Source organism: Paenibacillus silvestris, assembly GCF_009882985.1.
GTDB classification, from domain to species: Bacteria; Bacillota; Bacilli; order Paenibacillales; family NBRC-103111; genus Paenibacillus_E; species Paenibacillus_E silvestris.
Genome location: NZ_WTUZ01000040.1, coordinates 832,055 through 849,512 on the forward strand (window position 1 = coordinate 832,055; position 17,458 = coordinate 849,512).

Annotated in this window: 16 protein-coding genes; 12 read left to right on the forward strand and 4 right to left on the reverse strand. The window is 47.5% G+C overall.

The window, feature by feature from the left end:
* The first annotated feature begins 125 nt into the window (after positions 1 to 125).
* From GQF01_RS35725 to GQF01_RS35735, 3 genes are all read left to right on the forward strand, one after another.
* The gene (locus GQF01_RS35725) at positions 126 to 1,019 is read left to right on the forward strand and encodes a LysR family transcriptional regulator (protein ID WP_161412061.1); all 894 of its coding nucleotides are present in this window, start codon (positions 126 to 128) and stop codon (positions 1,017 to 1,019) included.
* Between the two features lie 30 nt (positions 1,020 to 1,049).
* A complete protein-coding gene (locus GQF01_RS35730) occupies positions 1,050 to 2,021 on the forward strand; it encodes a helix-turn-helix transcriptional regulator (RefSeq protein ID WP_161412062.1) in 972 nt (323 codons plus the stop codon).
* 120 nt (positions 2,022 to 2,141) lie between these two features.
* Complete coding sequence (locus tag GQF01_RS35735) at positions 2,142 to 3,017, forward strand: SDR family NAD(P)-dependent oxidoreductase (protein WP_161412063.1); 876 nt, start codon at positions 2,142 to 2,144, stop codon at positions 3,015 to 3,017.
* Positions 3,018 to 3,025: 8 nt separating this feature from the next.
* Here the strand turns inward: GQF01_RS35735 and GQF01_RS35740 are convergent, their stop codons facing one another.
* Entirely contained in the window at positions 3,026 to 3,475 is a 450-nt protein-coding gene (locus GQF01_RS35740) for an SgcJ/EcaC family oxidoreductase (RefSeq protein ID WP_235960840.1), read from the reverse strand.
* Positions 3,476 to 3,728: 253 nt separating this feature from the next.
* On the opposite strand from GQF01_RS35740, the gene GQF01_RS35745 reads away from it, so the two are divergent.
* Complete coding sequence (locus GQF01_RS35745) at positions 3,729 to 4,220, forward strand: cysteine dioxygenase (protein WP_161412064.1); 492 nt, start codon at positions 3,729 to 3,731, stop codon at positions 4,218 to 4,220.
* Between the two features lie 363 nt (positions 4,221 to 4,583).
* Here the strand turns inward: GQF01_RS35745 and GQF01_RS35750 are convergent, their stop codons facing one another.
* The 3 genes from GQF01_RS35750 to GQF01_RS35760 all read right to left on the reverse strand — a co-directional run bounded on the left by GQF01_RS35750 (position 4,584) and on the right by GQF01_RS35760 (position 7,742).
* Positions 4,584 to 5,966 (reverse strand): glycine--tRNA ligase, encoded by a 1,383-nt coding sequence (locus tag GQF01_RS35750; protein WP_145655236.1) that lies wholly within the window; start codon positions 5,964 to 5,966, stop codon positions 4,584 to 4,586.
* A gap of 362 nt (positions 5,967 to 6,328) precedes the next feature.
* Entirely contained in the window at positions 6,329 to 7,129 is an 801-nt protein-coding gene (locus GQF01_RS35755; RefSeq protein WP_235960845.1) for a carbon-nitrogen family hydrolase, read from the reverse strand.
* A gap of 85 nt (positions 7,130 to 7,214) precedes the next feature.
* The gene (locus GQF01_RS35760; RefSeq protein WP_161412065.1) at positions 7,215 to 7,742 is read right to left on the reverse strand and encodes a DUF1572 family protein; all 528 of its coding nucleotides are present in this window, start codon (positions 7,740 to 7,742) and stop codon (positions 7,215 to 7,217) included.
* Positions 7,743 to 7,896: 154 nt separating this feature from the next.
* Between GQF01_RS35760 and GQF01_RS35765 the strand changes: the two genes are divergently transcribed.
* The 8 genes from GQF01_RS35765 (at position 7,897) to mtnB (ending at position 17,091) form a co-directional block, all read left to right on the forward strand.
* A complete protein-coding gene (locus GQF01_RS35765; protein WP_328803602.1) occupies positions 7,897 to 9,099 on the forward strand; it encodes a pyridoxal phosphate-dependent aminotransferase in 1,203 nt (400 codons plus the stop codon).
* A gap of 390 nt (positions 9,100 to 9,489) precedes the next feature.
* On the forward strand, positions 9,490 to 10,590 hold the full coding sequence (proB, locus tag GQF01_RS35770; protein ID WP_161412066.1) for a glutamate 5-kinase: 1,101 nt from the start codon (positions 9,490 to 9,492) through the stop codon (positions 10,588 to 10,590).
* Positions 10,591 to 10,621: 31 nt separating this feature from the next.
* Positions 10,622 to 12,352, forward strand: a complete 1,731-nt coding sequence (locus tag GQF01_RS35775) for a proline--tRNA ligase (protein WP_161412067.1) — start codon at positions 10,622 to 10,624, stop codon at positions 12,350 to 12,352.
* Positions 12,345 to 13,592 (forward strand): glutamate-5-semialdehyde dehydrogenase, encoded by a 1,248-nt coding sequence (locus GQF01_RS35780; protein WP_161412068.1) that lies wholly within the window; start codon positions 12,345 to 12,347, stop codon positions 13,590 to 13,592. The genes GQF01_RS35775 and GQF01_RS35780 overlap by 8 nt, the downstream gene beginning before the upstream one ends.
* A gap of 27 nt (positions 13,593 to 13,619) precedes the next feature.
* A complete protein-coding gene (proC, locus tag GQF01_RS35785) occupies positions 13,620 to 14,489 on the forward strand; it encodes a pyrroline-5-carboxylate reductase (RefSeq protein ID WP_161412069.1) in 870 nt (289 codons plus the stop codon).
* Between the two features lie 42 nt (positions 14,490 to 14,531).
* The gene (locus tag GQF01_RS35790; protein ID WP_161412070.1) at positions 14,532 to 15,800 is read left to right on the forward strand and encodes a 2,3-diketo-5-methylthiopentyl-1-phosphate enolase; all 1,269 of its coding nucleotides are present in this window, start codon (positions 14,532 to 14,534) and stop codon (positions 15,798 to 15,800) included.
* The gene (locus GQF01_RS35795) at positions 15,797 to 16,459 is read left to right on the forward strand and encodes a 2-hydroxy-3-keto-5-methylthiopentenyl-1-phosphate phosphatase (RefSeq protein WP_161412071.1); all 663 of its coding nucleotides are present in this window, start codon (positions 15,797 to 15,799) and stop codon (positions 16,457 to 16,459) included. The genes GQF01_RS35790 and GQF01_RS35795 overlap by 4 nt, the downstream gene beginning before the upstream one ends.
* Positions 16,456 to 17,091 (forward strand): methylthioribulose 1-phosphate dehydratase, encoded by a 636-nt coding sequence (gene mtnB / locus GQF01_RS35800; RefSeq protein ID WP_161412072.1) that lies wholly within the window; start codon positions 16,456 to 16,458, stop codon positions 17,089 to 17,091. Before GQF01_RS35795 ends, mtnB begins: the two co-directional genes overlap by 4 nt.
* Positions 17,092 to 17,458 lie beyond the last annotated feature (367 nt).

Here is a 17,458-nt window from a genome sequence, read left to right on the forward strand (position 1 = left end):
TTTTTTATTTATTGGTTATGCTAAAATACGATCATGATATATGATAAATAAAACACGACTGTCTGCTTTATAGTTAAAAGCAATAAACATGACCCTTATCATTCACTTTAGGAGTTGTAAAATCATTGGAATTACGTCAACTACAATATGCGATTCAAATAGCCATTGAACGAAACTTTTCACGAGCTGCCGAAAAACTTCATATCGCCCAGCCTTCACTCAGTCAGCAGTTGTCCAAGCTTGAGAAAGAAATCGGTGTACTCCTGTTCCAGCGCAGCACGAACTCTGTTGAACTTACACATGCCGGTTCTTTATTCGTTGAAAAGTCCCAAAAGATTCTGGATATGGTGGAGCAGCTTAAAAAAGAAATGGAAGACATTTCTCAGATGAAAAAAGGACGCCTTGTCGTAGGCAGTATGCCAATCACTGGTTCGACCATCCTCCCTTTCGTTGTCCCTGTTTTCAAAGCCGCTTATCCGGATATAGAAATTTCGCTGGTTGAAGAGACTTCAGCGAACCTGGAGACTTTGACTATGAACGGGCAAACCGATATTTCTCTCCTTTCCTTGCCGATGCGGGAAGAGTCGCTTATTTATGAAACACTTTTAGAAGAAGAAATTGTCCTTGCTGTACCCCCGCGTCATCCATTAACTCTGGCCAAAGAACCGATCTCCATCTCGCAATTGGAAAAAGAAGCTTTCATTGCCCTAAAGAAAGGACAAGGTTTTCGAAAGCTTACGCTTGATCTCTGTCAAAATGCCGGTATTGTTCCTAATATCGTGTTCGAGTCCAGCAACATGGAGACCGTCCAATCTCTTGTAGCAGCTGGGATGGGCATCGCATTCGTGCCGTACTTGATCTCAAAGCGCAGCTTCAGCGAGTTGTCCCCCGCTCACCTTGCCTTAGAAGGCAGACCCACTCGAACATTAGTCATCGCTTATCGCAAAGGCAGATATCTCTCCAAAGCAGCCGAGGCTTTCGTCAGCACCATGAAAGAGGTTATGCAGACAATTGGTTAACGGTAAGAGTCCAAGGAGGTACGAACGGTCATGAACAAAACGCAGCGTTTGATCCAGCTTATGATGGTGGTCAATGAGCGCATGGCTTTCACGACCAAGGAGCTTGCTCAGGAATTCGGCGTCTCGGAACGAACCATGCACCGCGACTTGCAAGAGCTTAGCGAGCTCGGGATGCCGCTGTATACGGAATTCGGCCCGCATGGCGGATATCGCTTGCTGAAGAAGCGGATGCTCCCTCCTATTTTGTTTACGGAGCAAGAGGCGGAAGCCATGTTCTTCGCTTTTCAGTCGCTCCAATATTATGGGGCGCTGCCTTTTGCAGCAGAATCAACTTCAGCGTTAGGTAAGTTCTATCACTATCTTCCGACAGACACCAAGAAAAGAATTGATGCTCTTAAGAGCCGCGTATCCTTCTGGACACCTACTCGAACGCAAAGTTCTCCTTACTTGGAGGAAATACTGGAGGCTTCGATCGATGGTCTCCCCCTCCACATCACCTATGCCTCCAAAGAAGGAGCAAGGGAACGAACCATTCAGCCTATCGGCATTTACGCATCGAATGGCTACTGGTACTTTCCATCCTATTGTTTTCAAAAAGACCGCATCCTGTTATTTCGTACAGATCGCTTGCAAAGTTTGGAACTCGCTGAGCCGGACCATCCGCGCAAAGACCTCAAGAACTATACAATTCTTGATTGGCTATCCGGAGGTATGGACCAAAAGGCAGGTTCCTCTGAGCACATGAAACTCCGCGTCAAGCTTACTCCTGCTGGTGTCAGAGCTTACGAGCGAAGCAGTGGCAGGGATGAGCATGTCAAGATACATGTTGATGGGAGCGGTGAATTAGCCACTGAGATGCACCAAAGCAATTTACTCTATTTCTCGAAGTTTTTCCTTGGCATGGGTGCAGATGCTGTTGTCGAAGAACCATCAGAAATGGTGGAATGGATTCGCGACCAGCTCCAGGGAATGCTTCGCGCGTATGACGCCTTGGCAGATTGATCAATTCAAGCTATTTTGCGCAAATATAATCCATGACAAGTATTGTCATGGTATCGAGGTAAGCTATACATGTAATACATGTAAATTAACTTGTTGAATGATATAGAGGAGGCATAAAGGATGATGAATAGTAAGCAGCTTCAAGGTAAGGTAGCCCTAGTGACTGGATCAAGCCGAGGCGCTGGCAGAGGGATTGCCTTAGCGCTTGGTGAAGCAGGTGCCACCGTTTACGTCACTGGCCGCAGTACTAGGGCACAATCGACTCAGACTGATCTTACAGGTACGATTGAAGATACAGCGGATGAATTGACTGCACGCGGAGGCGTTGGAATTGCGGTTCGATGCGATCATACCATTGAATCCGATGTCAAAAAACTGTATGACCAAATCAAACAGGAGCAAGGATCACTTGATCTTGTAGTCAACAACGCTTGGGGTGGATACGAGGACATTGAGAAGGATGACTTTTTAGCGCCTTTCTGGAAGCAGCCATTGAAACGTTGGGATAACATGTTTGATGCTGGTTTACGCGCACAAATGGTGTCCAGCCGATATGCCATGTCCACCTTCTTCCTTGAGCAGAATCGTGGATTAATCATTAACACAGGGGTTTACTCTGATATTGGCGGCGACTACCCTGTGAATGTATTTTATGACACTGTGAAACGTGCAGTTGTGAATATGACACGTGCTATGTCTCTCAATCTTAAGGCAAACCAACTAGATGTGACAGCACTAGCGTTAGCTCCCGGTTGGATGCGTACGGAAGCCGTGTACAAACATTACGGTCTCGAACCTGGCGATCCTGACTTCATGAAAATTGAAGAATTACATCCAACGGAATCCGTCGAGTATATTGGGCGCGCCGTTGTCGCGCTTGCCTCTGATCCACTGGTAGATCTGAAAGCTGGGCAACTACACGAGGTGGGTTCCTTAGCTGCCGAATATGGTTTCACGGATATCGACGGCAGACGGATGCCTCCATTTCGCGTCTAATTCGCCTTTTATTTCATAAACCATTGTTGAATAAAGTTCGGCGGCTGGATGCGGCAGTTGTGGAAGGCTGCGATTTTCCAGCCGTCTTTTTCTTTGATCAATACATTCGTATTAATAGAATCTCGGTTTTTCGGAGCTTTCCTCTGCCACCTAAGCTTAATCGCTCCAACACAGTGAGCAAGAGCCATGTCCGCATTCAAAAATCGAATCTGAATCGAACCTCCCTCCGTCATCAAGGAACCTCGCAATACACCGTCAAATAGCTTCTGATGAACTTCCGCAATCGCTTGACGCCCTTTCAAGTGCTGACCATTGAACGTGACATAGTCGGCCTCCTCCGTAAAACATTGGCCAAATGCCGATCCATTGTGCTCATTCCATGCAGCTTGCAGGGCGCTGAACACCCTGTGAATCTCTTGTTCATTTTGCTTTTTCAAATTCGCATCCATTACTTTCATCAGATCAATCCCTTCGATAAACTTTCGCGCTGCTCTTCTACTCCTCATTGTGTCAGACTTCATGGCCACTTGCCTATTGCACAAAAGAATGAAAACTTCCCCTTCTGCAGACCGATTGCAAGCCCTTTTCTTCTGGAAATTATGCCATTTTCCCTAACCCTTTCATCTCCAAAAGCATACAATATAATAAAAACTTATCGTTTCTCTAATTAATATTGATAAAGAGATACTCAATGCCTAGGAGGCAGAAACCATGAAGTTAGTAAAAGCAATTGAGCAGACATTCTGTAAGTTGCAAGAACCCTCATTCGAACAATTAAAATCAGCCCTTCTATCCCTAAACAGTTCACTCCATGAGGTGCCAGCTTATAAAACCGAGCCCGTGAAACTCCCTTATGGCCGAAATGTCATCTACAGCACTAAGGAGCTTGAAGTTATTATCATTCATATTCCCGCTTCTGCCGCAACAGCCATTCATAATCACGGAGCGTCCGTAGGCGCCGCTTGCCTCGTTCAAGGCAATATTGTCAATTCTAAATTCCTGCTAGACACGGAAGGTTACCCGGTTGTTCACAGCGACGATTTTATCAAAACAGGTGATTACTTTACGGCTCCGAAGGATCAAATCCATCAGCTTAGCAATCCGTTCCATGAGCCTGCCGTATCCATTCATGTTTATAGTCCGCCGCTCACTGAAGTTCACCGCTATCTGCCCTATAGTGAAGTTCTCGATTACGTTATTTAATTGAAAAAGAGGCTATCCCTATCCGTCATGAAAATGACGAGGGACAGCCTCTTTTGCAGACTTTCATCTTAGCCCATTCTAAATAACGGAACTATAGGGCTTTATTCTGGATAAAAACGACAATTCGAGGAGGAAGCGGAACTACAGGGCCTTATGTCGTGCCAACCGCGTAAATATCCACCAACACTGGAGAAATAGCGGACCACAGATCCCCTTCACCACTCAAATGGCTTTTTTGGGCAAAATAGCGCCCCGTAGTTCCCCTCACTCACTCACTCACTCACTCGCTCGCTGCAGCGAACTCGAGCAGAAAAAATAGGCTGACCACAAGGTTTATTTACCTTAATGGCCAGCCTTTTTAAATTAGAACTGAAGCGAATTCTCAATAAATGCTTTCAATTCAGAGATAGGCATCCGCGTTTGTTCCATGGTGTCACGGTCACGAACCGTTACTTGACCATCTGTCTCGGATTCGAAATCGTATGTGATACAGAATGGCGTACCGATTTCATCGTGACGACGGTATCTTTTACCGATTGAACCTGTATCATCATAGTCAACCATGAAATGTTTCGCTAGATCAGCAAACACCGCTTGTGCGCCTTCATTCAACTTCTTGGAAAGCGGGAAAATAGCTGCTTTGATAGGAGCTAGGGCAGGGTGGAAGTGAAGCACAGTACGGCTGTCGTCACCTTCCAGTTTCTGCTCTTCGAACGCGTCAATCAAAAGCGCCAACGTCACGCGGTCTGCGCCAAGGGATGGCTCGATGCAGTAAGGTACATAACGCTCATTCGTTTCTTGATCGATATAGTTGAAATCTTCACCGGAATGCTCCATGTGCTGTTTCAAGTCGAAGTCAGTGCGATCCGCAATACCCCAAAGCTCGCCCCAGCCAAACGGGAATTTGTACTCAATATCCGTCGTAGCATTACTATAGTGAGACAATTCGTCTTCATTGTGGTCACGCAAACGAAGGTTTTCACCTTTAGCGCCTAGAGACAACAGCCAGTTATGGCAGAAGCTTCTCCAGTACTCGAACCATTTCATATCTTCGCCTGGTTTGCAGAAGAACTCAAGCTCCATTTGTTCAAATTCACGAGTACGGAAAGTAAAGTTACCTGGCGTGATTTCGTTTCGGAAGCTTTTGCCGACTTGACCGATACCGAATGGCAGCTTTTTACGCATTGTGCGCTGTACATTTTTGAAGTTAACAAAAATACCTTGAGCAGTTTCAGGACGCAAGTAAACGACGTTCGAGCTTGCTTCTGTTACGCCTTGGAACGTTTTGAACATCAGATTAAACTGACGAATGTCCGTGAAATCCTTGCTGCCGCAATCCGGACAAACGATGTTATTCTCGACGATCAGCTTCATCATGTCATCGAATGTCATGCCGTCCACAACGATTTCGATGTCTTTTTCAGCTAGTTTATTTTCAATCAGCTTATCTGCACGGTGGCGTGCTTTACAGTTTTTGCAATCGATCATTGGATCGTTGAAATTTCCTACATGGCCAGATGCTACCCATGCCTGTGGGTTCATCAAAATGGCTGCGTCAAGACCTACGTTATACGGGGATTCCTGAACGAATTTTTTCCACCAAGCGCGTTTGATATTATTCTTTAATTCAACACCTAATGGGCCGTAATCCCATGTGTTAGCCAAACCGCCATAAATTTCGGAACCTGGGAATACAAAACCTCTGTGCTTTGCTAATGCGACAACTTGATCCATCGTAACACTCATTGTTCATTCGCTCCTTCAGCTTATCATAATGGGCTAAGCCCTAAGACGTCCGTTTGGATATGAGCACGCAAAAAAAGCTCCACATCCAAAGGCATCAAATCATGCCTAGGGACGAGAGCCTTACGCACCCGCGGTTCCACCCTAGTTGATACACCTGTATAAGCCTGTATCCCCTTTATCGTATCGGCTCCGGATAGCCTTTTCCTTGAGCTCCTGTCTGGGCTCTCACCGTCCCCAGCTCGCTGAACAAGAAGTTGTTCAAGTACTATTCATCCTTCACAGCCGCAATTGATCATTCAATTGGCTTTAGTTTACAGAAAAACCGACAAAAAATCAAATGTTAACCGCCTAATTCAAAAAAATTAATACAAATGCGGACGCCGATCCTCAAAGACTGGGATTTTAGCCCTCACACGCACAACTTCCTCTAAATCAATGGTTGCATGCAAGATTGCTTCGGTTTCATCGCCCTCCACAAGCACTTCGCCCCAAGGGTCAATAACCATGGAATGTCCAAAGAAACTCGTTGTACCGCTTGTTCCGACACGATTGCAAGAAACGACGTACATTTGATTCTCAATGGCTCTGGCCATGAGCAGCGTACGCCAGTGATGCAAACGAGGATGCGGCCACTCTGCGGGCACGAATAAGATTCTAGCTCCATCAAGGGCTAATTTGCGCGCCAGCTCCGGGAAGCGAATATCGTAACAAATCATAGCACCCGCTGGAACGCCTTCGAGCTCGAATTGGCCAAGCTGGTCGCCGCTGTGCAGAAATTTTTCTTCGTCCATCAAGCGGAATAAATGAATTTTGGAATACTCCGCAACTTCCATTCCTTCGCGATCGAACGCATAAATCGTGTTCAGCACACGATCCTCTTTTTTCTCGGCAATCGAACCGCCGATTATATTCACATGGTTCGCTTTGGCAAAGCCGCTCAAGAGCGCTTTCGTCCGTTCCCCATTCACGTCTGCTAGCTCCTGAATCTCAGTTAAGGCGTAGCCGGTATTCCACATCTCAGGAAAAACAATGACATCCGGCTTGGGATTATTTCGAACGGCATCTTGGAGAAGTTTCTCCAATCGTATAAAGTTCGTCTCTGGCTCACCAATCGTAATATCCATTTGAATGAGTGCCACATGAAGCTGTTTGGAATCTGACATACTGTAAATACTCCTTCCACAGGGCAAAAATAGCCATTTATGTTATCCATCATAATCGAAAATCGGTTTGAACCCAAGTGCTGACTTAAGATGGCCTGAAAGCTTTCGATTGTCCTCTTGCAATGCTGAGCGTTTTCCAGCTTTGGCTGGCCAAGTGTTTGCTCAGAAAAACAATTTGTCCCACATGATAGCCGTAGTGAGAAACTTGGCGTTGGATACCTTGAATCACAGTAAGTTCTTGTCCGCGAATGAGAACAATACGAAGAACATCATCTGGTGTTAACGCGTGCAGGGCATCAAACAGTGCCTTCCACCCTTCCTCCCACAAAGAAATGAGCTCCTCCCTCGAGTATCGACTGGTTTCAAACTCCCCATCACGCTCACGCGTCTCCTTTTCCCCATCCGATGTTAGAAAATCGACCCAACGGGATAACATATTCCCATGCATGTGTTTGATCAACACTTCCAAAGAGTTCGACTCTTCATCTAATACTTGATAAAAATGCTCGTCCGCCGCTTGCGCAAATGCTTGATCCGCCAGCTTTTTCATATTCTCAAAAGCCCGAATCGACTCCTGCAAAAAAACTTGAGCAACTTGTGAGGATTCCGACATGGCTCTCATCCCTTTCCACAGCTTTTGAACTAACTGTATGATAAGGCTGGAACATTGTAAAATCGATTTTTTTCATCACTATGAAAAAAAGACTAATCATGTTACATTTAGGTTATTAATTAAAATCCCGACCTCCGGAGTGTGAATTAAAGACGTGACTACGCTATCTACCAAAACAAGTGCTTTCCCCATACAACCTGCTGAACGTATGAAAGGCTTGCCTACCCAATTTTTTGCTACCCTCGTAGGTAAAGCGAATGAACAAATTGCCTTAGGACACGATGTTATCAATCTCGGCCAAGGTAACCCGGATCGCCCGACGCCCCCTCATATCGTAGCTTCGATGCAGGAAGCGGCGGCTAATCCCTTGTATCACAAATACCCGCCTTTCAGTGGTTTTCCATTTCTCAAACAAGCGATTGCTCAACGTTACAAAGAAGATCACCAGGTTGATCTTGATCCGGATACAGAAGTCGCCATACTTTTTGGAGGCAAAACAGGGCTCATCGAGATTGCTCAGTGTCTGCTGAACCCTGGCGATGTTTGCCTGGTGCCTGACCCAGGGTATCCCGACTATTGGTCAGGTGTTGCATTAGCCGGCGCGGAGATGGCTTTCATGCCTTTGCGAGAAGAAAATAATTTTCTTCCCGACTACTCGGCCTTGAAACAATCCGATCTGGATCGTGCGAAACTTATGTTCATCAACTATCCCAATAATCCAACTGGTGCCACTGCACCCGCTTCCTTCTATGAAGAAACGGTTCAATTCGCACAGCGCAACAGTGTGGTCGTAGCAAGTGATTTCGCATACGGCGCTATAGGATTCGATGGCGAGAAACCACTCAGCTTCTTACAAACGCCTGGCGCCAAAGAGGTTGGCATCGAGTTTTATACACTCTCCAAAACGTATAACATGGCTGGCTGGCGTGTTGGCTTTGCACTTGGTAACCGAGAGGTTATCCGCCTCATCAACTTAATGCAGGATCACTACTACTGCTCCTTGTTCGGTGGCATTCAAGCAGCTGCAGCAACGGCGCTTACCGCTTCGCAAGATTGCGTTACCGAGCTCAGAGATGTATATGAGAGCCGTCGTAATGCCTTGTACGCTGCACTTGCGGACATTGGCTGGCATGCACGTCCTTCCCAAGGCTCTTTCTTCTCTTGGCTGCCTGTTCCGAAGGGACACACGTCACAAAGCCTTGCTGACTTGCTTCTTCAAGAAGCAAAAGTTGTGGTCGCGCCAGGCATTGGCTTTGGCACACATGGAGAGGGTTATGTGCGTCTGGGTCTCTTATCTTCGGAAGAAAGATTAGCAGAAGCTGTACAACGAATCGGGAAGCTGAATCTATTTGGTTAATCAGAAGAAATAGAGGCTAATGCTTCTTTACAAACGCTCGTACCCCGTGCTATTCTATATAGAACCAAAAAGGAAGTCTTCCAAAACTTCTATATCGCAATGTTATGATGGGAATAGTAGGAACGTGCAGCACGTAACCAGAGAGTGAGCTCCAGCGACTGAGAGAGCTTGCCGTGAACCGATTCCGAACCCGCCCCTGAACCGTCAACGATGAGTTGAACAGTCCCCTGCTGTTATCCAGGGAATCTAGAGTTGGGTGCAGCCTTTTGGCGTGCGCCAATCTAAGGTGGTACCGCGGAAGCTAACAGACTTTCGTCCTTATGTTATGAGGACGGGAGTCTTTTTTGTATCTACATATACATATTTGCTCAAACAAAGGATGGGATCGTAATGATACAGCGCATCGTCGTGAAAATCGGCAGTTCTTCTTTAACTTCAGATACAGGTGGGTTAAATCCCGATAAAATCCGTTTTTTCGCATCGGAACTAGCGCAATTGCAGAAGGATGGCAACCAAGTTCTGCTCGTGACATCCGGGGCGGTTGCCGCAGGCTTCACCTCCCTTGGATACCGTACGCGGCCCAAGGTGCTGCACGAGAAACAAGCCGCTGCCGCTGTCGGGCAAGCGCTGCTCATGCAGGCGTACCATGAAGCCTTTGCGTCCCACGGCATTAGCGTGGCACAAATTCTGCTGACCCGGTACGACTTCTCCAACCGCAAGCGCGTCCAGAACGCGATTATGACGATCGACGAGCTGCTGCAGCGCGGCGTCGTCCCGATTATCAACGAGAACGACACCGTCGCGGTGGATGAACTGAAGTTCGGCGATAACGATACGTTGTCAGCCCTGGTGGGCAATTTGGCGAAAGCCAGCAAATTGATCATCATTACAGATATGGACGGCCTGTACACGGACGATCCCCGCAAGAACGCGAACGCACAGCGAATCGATCGCGTTGCTGCTATCAGCGACGAGCTGTTCAGCTTCGCTGGAGGCTCTGGGAGCGCGGTCGGCACCGGCGGCATGCGCTCGAAGGTCGAAGCCGCCCGCATCGCGATGCGCGGGGGCGTGCCGGTCTTTATCGGGCGCGTGCTGGAGCCCGGTGATCTTGCCAATGCCGTTGGCGGCAGCGGCAAGGGCACGTACTTTGACACCGTGCTGAATAATCTGCCGGTGAAGAAACAGTGGGTAGGCTTCCACTCGCTGCCCCAAGGGCAAATCCTTGTCGATCCAGGCGCGCGATCGGCTTTGATGAGCGGCGGCAAGAGCCTGCTCCCCGCCGGTATCATTGGAGCTACCGGGGACTTCCACCCCGGCGACGTGGTCGAAGTGCTCAGCAACGAAGGTACCTTGCTCGGACGCGGTGTCGTTAATTACGCAGCATGGCAAATACAAGCGGCTGCGGGGTTATCGACCGAGGAAGTTCAGAAGCGTGTAGAAGTCGCAAGAATTGAAGTCATTCACCGTGATGAATGGGTTCCGCTTGCTTAATAATGATAGATGAAAGTGAGGCACATGAGCGATGAGACAACAACGCATGTTAATCCCGACTTTACGAGACGTCCCGGGTGATGCTGAAGTCGCAAGCCACAAGCTGATGCTGCGTGCAGGATTGATACGCCAGCTATCCAGCGGTATTTATTCCTACTTGCCTTTGGGACTTAAAGCCCTTCAACATATCCAAACCATCGTTCGGGAAGAGATGGACGCCGCCGGTGCGCAAGAAATGCTCATGCCTGCGCTGCATCCTTCCGAATTATGGAAGGCATCTGGCCGTTGGGACGTATACGGACCCGAATTAATGCGTCTGGAAGACCGGCATGGTCGTGAGTTTGCTCTAGGAGCGACGCATGAGGAAGTTATTACAACGATTGTGAAAGACGAAATTCAATCCTACAAAAAGCTTCCTGTTACTCTTTATCAAATTCAAACGAAGTACCGGGATGAACGAAGACCAAGATTCGGTCTGCTGCGCGGACGCGAGTTCCTGATGAAGGATGCGTATTCCTTCGATCGTTCACAGAGCGGTCTTGATGAAAGCTACGAGAGCATGTACAACGCTTATGATCGTATTTTCACCCGTTGCGGGCTAAATTTCCGGGCAGTTGAAGCTGATTCCGGGGCTATCGGCGGTACGGATACGCATGAGTTCATGGCACTTGCCGACATTGGGGAAGATACCATTGTTCATTGCCCTTCCTGTCATTATGCAGCCAATTTGGAGAAAGCGGTTGGCCAATTGCCAGCAGCATCTGCTTCAAGCAAGCAGTCAGACCTTAACGCCAAGCCCCAGAAAGTGCATACACCACAAGTGAGCAGCATTAAACAGCTAAGTGAGTTCCTTCAAATCTCACCTGAGCAGATTATTAAATCTATCGCGATTGAAGTGAATGGCACGCCTGTTATCGTCCTTCTTCGCGGTGACTGTGAAATCAACGAAATTAAATTGAAAAATGTCTTAGGCGGTTCAGAATTCACGATGCTTTCGGAAGCTGGTATTCACAAATTAGGCTCCGTCGCTGGGTTCATAGGTCCCCTTGGACTTCCGAATATCAAGATCATCGCAGACACATCTATCATAGGCATGCAGAACGCTGTCATCGGCGCGAATGAAGCCGATTATCACCTCACTCATGTTCACGTAGAGCGTGATCTCGTCGATTTGACTTACGATGATCTGCGTAACGTTACTGAGGGCGAACACTGCCTAACTTGCGGACATGAACTCTCTTTTGCCAAGGGAATTGAGGTCGGTCATGTTTTCAAGCTAGGAACCAAATACAGCCGTTCATTAGGCGCGTCGTTCAGCGATGAGAATGGTGCTGCAGAGCCCATCATTATGGGCTGCTATGGGATTGGCGTTTCTCGTGTGCTTGCCGCCATTATTGAACAAAACTATGATGAGCGAGGCATCATCTGGCCGGACTCTGTCACCCCATTCGACGTTCATCTGCTAACGGTTCACGTGCAGGATGAGATTCAATTGAAGTTATCCACAGAGATTTACAAAACATTGACTGCTGCCGGATATTCCGTCCTTTGGGATGATCGTGAAGAACGTCCTGGCGTTAAATTCAACGATGCCGATCTGCTTGGCTTCCCACTTCGGATTACCGTAGGGAAGAAAGCAGTAGAGCATATCGTAGAATGTAAAGAACGCCGCAGCGGAGATCAATATGAGCTTACAACGGAGCAAATCGCTGCGCACTGCCAAACTTTTTTCCAAACAGGAGGTCGATCTTCCCATGAGTGAAGTCGTTCAAAAGTCCAAATTAGCGAAACAAGCCGCCCAAATAATGGGTAATCTTACCACTGAACAAAAAAACCAAGCGCTGCTGCTTATGGCTGATGCCCTTGTCACCGAACAACAAGCCATTATTGAAGCTAATGCCAAAGATTTGGAGCGTGGCAAACAATTAGGCACAAGCGCATCCCTACTTGACCGCCTTGCCCTTAACGAAACCCGAATTGCAGCCATTGCCGAGGGTTTGCGTCAAATCGCTGAATTGCCTGATCCAGTCGGAGATACACTCGAAGATTTTGATCGTCCGAATGGACTTCGCATTCGCAAAATTCGTGTCCCACTTGGCGTGATCGGGATCATCTATGAAGCTAGACCCAATGTTACCGTGGATGCCGCAGGATTGTGCCTCAAAACAGGCAACGCTGTCGTGCTTCGTGGCGGCTCTTCTGCTCTATTTTCGAATGAGAAAATTGTTGAGGTTCTGCATGGCGCACTAAACCGCTCTGCCATCCCAGCAGATGCTCTTCAATTGATCCTAAGTGCAGATCGCAGTTCAGTAGACGAAATGCTGAAGCTGAATGGCCTTATCGACGTTCTCATTCCAAGAGGCGGGCACTCACTTATTCAAAATGTTGTCAATAACGCCTCCGTCCCTGTCATTGAAACAGGAGCAGGTGTATGTCATACTTTTATAGACGAAAGCGCACAGCTTGAAATGGCCATCTCGATTGGGCTTAACGCCAAGGCTCAACGTCCTTCCGTTTGCAATTCGATGGAAACTTTGCTCGTTCATGAATCTGTGGCATCCAAGCATTTGAACGCAATTGCGGAAGCCTTTACGGGCGCTAATGTCGAGCTTAGAGGAGATCAGCAGGCTAGAGCATTAATCCCTAGCATGCAGAATGCAGCCGCACCAGAGTGGGCAACAGAGTACGGAGATTACATTCTTAATGTCAAAGTGGTCAAAGATTTGGATGAAGCGCTGGATCACATTCGTGAATTCGGTACGATGCATTCTGAATGTATTGTGACCGAAGATGCTTCCCATGCGGAGAGATTCCTGCAAGAAGTCGATGCGGCAGCGGTTTACCACAATGCGTCAACGCGTTTCACAGATGGCTTTGAATTCGGATTCGGTGCGGAAATCGGCATTTCCACTCAAAAACTGCACGCTCGCGGACCGATGGGTCTGCCAGCCTTAACTTCAACCAAATACCGCATCTATGGAAGCGGTCAAATACGTCAATAGTTCTTACAATTTGAGGAGGAATGTACGATGTCCACAACTTTATCCCAAGCCAAAATTGCCTTTGTCGGTGCAGGCTCCATGTCGGAAGCCATTATCCGCGGTCTGATCCAAACCAAAGTAGCTGATCCCCAGCATATTTATGTTATGAACCGTTCCGATCAAGACCGTTTAACTTTTCTTCGTTCGGAGTATGGCCTGCAGGCTACTTCCGATCCCATCACCAAAGAAGCTTACCTGCGCCAAGCAGATGTGGTTGTTCTTTGTATGAAACCCAAAGATGTTGTGACTGCTTTTGAGGATCTGAAGCCGCTACTGAATGAAGATCAGCTGCTCGTCTCCGTCATCGCGGGTCTATCCATCGCCAAAATGGAAGTTTTGCTGGATTCCAATATGGCCATCGTTCGGACAATGCCGAACACTTCCTCAACGATTGGATTGGGAGCTACAGGAATGAGCTTCTCTGCAAACGTTAATGATACATTCAAGCAGCTCGCAACCCAAATGTTCGAAGCTGTAGGTATCGTATCCGTTGTTGAAGAAGAGAAGCTTGAAATTCTAACCGGCGTATCCGGCAGCGGTCCTGCCTATGTCTACTATTTCATGGAAGCCATGATCAAAGCGGGTATCGAAGGCGGTCTGACCGAGGAAGATTCCCGTCAATTAACCCTGCAAACCGTTCTTGGTGCTGCACATATGGTCCAGCATACACAAGAAGATCCGGCTGAGCTTCGTCGTAAGGTCACATCACCGAATGGTGCCACGCAGGCTTCAATTGAAGCTTTGGATCAATACCAGTTTACAGAAGCTGTAACTAAGGCCGTTTTCCGCTCGGCTGAACGAGCTAAAGAAATGGGCGAGCAAATTGCAGCCCCAAGTCCAGTGAGCAAATTGTCCTGAATGAATGAGGTTTTATTCTAGCAAAGCAGGTGAATAGTTACGATGAGTGCATATTGTTTAGCTACATATCGGAGTTTCGATGAGAAAGCCGATTTTCATAAAAAAGCAACTGGCATTGCTGTCGGGCTGACAGTCGGCTCTTGGACAGAGCTGCCTGAGGCTCAGAAGGCACAAATGGAAAAGCATCTCGGCAAAGTGATTGCCGTGGAGGTTCACGAGCCTGGCCCAGGAGAGCCGATCACTACGCGTTATGCGGATATTACGATCGCTTATCCTGACGTCAATTTCAGCCGGGATATCCCTGCGCTGTTAGTCACCGTTTTCGGTAAGCTGTCCATGGACGGCAAAATTAAGCTCATTGACTTGAAATTCTCCACCGACTTCCTTGCTGGCTTCCCCGGGCCGAAATTCGGCATGCAAGGCGTGCGCGACCTTCTTGGCGTGCATGACCGTCCGCTGCTCATGAGTATCTTCAAATCCGTTGTCGGCTATGAACTCCCTGCACTACGTGAACAGTTTTATTTGCAAGCAGCAGGTGGCGTGGATTTGATCAAAGATGATGAAATCTTATTCGAGAATCCGTTGACTCCGCTTGAGAAACGGATTGAGATTTGTATGGAGGCCGCTGAACAAGCCTCTCGAGAAACCGGCCAGATGCTGCTGTACGCCGTTAATTTGACCGGTCCAACTTCCAAGCTGGCTTCCCAAGCCAAAAAAGCGATTTCTGCAGGAGCTAACGCTCTTTTATTCAATGTGCTAGCCTATGGCTTCGATGTCCTGCATGAACTAAGCGCTGACCCTGAAATTACGATTCCGATTATGGCCCATCCTGCAATGGCAGGCGCAACGTATCCTTCACCACACTATGGGATCTCCCCTTCTGTGCTGCTGGGTAAATTGATGCGTCTCGCTGGAGCAGATCTGGTTCTCTTCCCTTCTCCTTATGGCTCTGTTGTCATGCCGAGAGAAGAAAACCTAGCGATCAAACATGTGCTTTTAACAAATGATCTTCATGCCGATTACAGCTATCAGGCTTCGGCAGATGCTCATTTGAAACTGGCTGCTTCCTTCCCAGTGCCGTCTGCGGGTATACATCCTGGCTTGGTCCCTCTCATTCTGAGAGACTTCGGTCAAGATGTTATCGTGAATGCCGGCGGAGGCATTCATGGTCATCCGCTTGGCACAATCGCCGGAGGACGAGCATTTAGACAAGCAATCGATGCAACGCTACAAGGCATACAGCTCCGTGACTACGCCCAAACACATCCAGAATTACAATCAGCTATTGACACTTGGGGGATTAGAGAATGAGTAAGGAACGCATTATTTTTTGCGACTTTGACGGTACCATTACCGTGAACGATAACATAGTGGCCATTATGAAGCATTTTAACCCTGCAGGCTGGGAAGCGATCGTAGAGCGCATTTTGGATAAAAGCATTTCTATTCGTCAAGGCGTCGGCGAAATGTTCGCCCTGCTGCCCACTTCGCGCAAGGATGAAATTGTTGCGTATGCGATTGGGAATGCGGTCATCCGGGATGGCTTCGGGGAATTCGTGAACTACTGCAAAGAACAAAACATCAAGTTATTAATCACTAGCGGAGGCATTGATTTCTTTATTTACCCGCTTCTGAAACCTTTTCCCATTCCACATGAGAACATTTATAGCAATGCCTCCTCATTCGAGGGCAGCGTCATTGAAATTCTGTGGCCTAACAAATGTGATGAGCATTGCCAAACGGACTGTGGCATGTGTAAAACTAGTATTATTCGCTCTTATGATGCCAATCGGTATGAGCGGATTATCATCGGAGATAGCATTACAGATTTCGAAGGAGCTAAGTTGGTTGATACGATTTTTGCACGCTCCCATCTTGTCGACATGTGTGAGCAGTTGGGATACGCGTATTACCCATTCGATAACTTTTTCGATATTATGAAGCAACTGGAGGCTGAACCTGTAGCATGAGTATTTTACTGGAAGAGAAACAACGCGCTTTCGCTGAACTGCGCGAGATTAAAGCGAATTTAGCAGCAAGAGGTTGGTTTCCTGCAACTAGCGGCAATTTATCCGTTCGCGTAGGCGGCTTCGAGCCTGAGCAATTCACTTTTGCCATCACGTCAAGCGGCAGAGATAAATCCGTGCAAACGCCGGAAGATTTCTTGCTTGTTAACGAGAAAGGCGTCGCTACCGAAGCTACGAGCCTGAAGCCTTCAGCTGAAACGCTCATCCATAGCGAAATCTATCGCTTAACAGGCGCTGGCGCTATTTTTCATGTGCACACCATTTTCAATAACTTGGTTTCAGAACTGTATTGGGAGCGCAAAAGCATTCCCGTCGACGGCGTTGAGCTAATCAAAGCTTTCAACATCTGGGATGAAGAAGCACAAATTGAGATTCCGATTTTACCAAACTATGCCGAAATCCCTCGTATTGCCGCGCTAGTGGAAGATGCCATTATCCCGCGGATTCCAGGAATCGTCCTGCGCAAGCATGGGATTTATGCATGGGGTGCGAACGCGTTCGAAGCTAAACGACACTTGGAAGCTTTCGAATTCCTGTTTGAATACGTATATCGCTCTCATTTGCTGAATAAATAAGATGTAGTAAACCAAAGAGGCTGTCTCGAAGGTCTGATATGACCATAGAGACAGCCTCTTATTTATTATGGGAACTACGATCCCCTATTTCTCAGGATAGTCCCCTTTTCCTACAGTGGAGGGAACTATGATCCGCTATTTCGCCGATTTTAACTCCCATGTAAGGTTATTAGAACAAATAAAGCCCTGTAGTTCCGCATAGCTGTTTAGCCCCCTAATTGAATTGGAGAGTACCTAGGTAAATGAGGTACTATGAAATAAAGGGGGCTGAACGGAATGAGACAACGAAACAACGCATTCAAAGATGTTCGTAACAAAGTGGCGCAAGAAGCTTTAGCTGGGATTAAAGTTGGTGTTCTAGCAAGGA